Source organism: Curvibacter lanceolatus ATCC 14669 (genome assembly GCF_000381265.1).
Taxonomy (GTDB): Bacteria; Pseudomonadota; Gammaproteobacteria; order Burkholderiales; family Burkholderiaceae_C; genus Curvibacter; species Curvibacter lanceolatus.
Genome location: NZ_KB906324.1, coordinates 1 through 1,284, shown reverse-complemented (window position 1 = coordinate 1,284; position 1,284 = coordinate 1). Strand labels below are relative to the sequence as shown.

Genomic DNA, 1,284 nt, shown 5'->3' with positions numbered 1-1,284 from the left:
TTTGAAGAAGCCGTGCAGGCCGACATCGCGGCACTGGAAGAAGAACTGGCCGAGTTGAAGGCCGCCCCTCAAGCTGCTGAGGCGCCCAAGCAAATTCCCAAGCGCCAGGCCTTGCCGCCCGAGCTGCCCCGCATCAGCATCGCCCACGAGCCCACTGCCACGGTGTGCACCACGCCAGGCTGCGGCTGCCAGCTCAAGCGCATCGGCGAAGACGTCAGCGAGAAGCTGGACTACACACCCGGCGTGTTCACCGTGCAACGCCATGTGCGCGGCAAGCGGGCCTGCGGCCAATGCCAGACGCTGATCCAGGCGCCTGTGCCCGCCGAGGTCATCGACAAGGGCATCCCCACCTCCGGCCTGCTGGCCCAGGTGCTGGTGGCCAAGTACGCCGACCACCAGCCGCTGTACCGTCAGGAGGCCATCTTTGCGCGGGCGGGCTTTGGCATTGCGCGCTCCACACTGGCCTCTTGGGTGGGTGTGTGTGGCGTGCGACTGCAGCCTGTGGTCGATGCACTCAAAGCCGAGTTGCTGCAATGCGCCGTCTTGCAAGCCGACGAGACCCCGGTGGCCACCTTGGCCCCCGGCACGGGCAAGACCCATCGCTCCTACCTGTGGGCCTATGCGGCTGGCGAGTTTGAAGCGCTCAAGGCGGTGGTTTATGACTTCGCCCCCAGCCGGGCTGGGGAACATGCCCGCCACTTCCTGGGCGACTGGCAAGGCAGCCTCGTGTGTGATGACTTTGCGGGCTACAAAGCCAGCTTCCACCAAGGCGTGATCGAGGTGGGCTGCATGGCCCACGCGCGGCGCAAGTTTGTCGAACTGCACCTGGCCAACAAGAGCACCATCGCCGCCACGGCCATCGAGTTGATCGGGCAGCTCTACGGCATTGAGCGAGAGCTCAAAGACAAGCCCCCGCAGATCCGACAAATGCAGCGCCAAGCGCTGTCCAAACCCATCGCTGACAAACTGCACGAGTGGCTGACGCTGCACCGCATCAAAGTACCCGATGGCAGCGCAACGGCCAAAGCCATCGATTACAGCCTCAACCGCTGGGAAGCGCTGACGCGCTTCTTGGCAGACCCGGCCTTGCCCATCGACAACAACCACGACGAGCAGCAGATACGGCCCTGGGCAACCGGTCGAAAAAACAGGCTGTTTGCGGGCACCCAACTGGCAGGCCAAAGAGCAGCTGTATTGACCCAGCACTTTCTGCACAGGTCAGGCCGCTAACGCATAAGCCTCAGCGGGGGTCTTCATTTTCAGCGCCTGGTGAGGGCGCCGATG

At 63.9% G+C, this 1,284-nt stretch carries 1 pseudogene; it reads left to right on the top strand.

Features of this window, described 5'->3' with window-relative positions:
• Positions 1-1,197: pseudogene (tnpC, locus tag F624_RS0131975) on the top strand (IS66 family transposase); the annotation flags it as partial.
• Between the last annotated feature and the right edge of the window lie 87 nt (positions 1,198-1,284).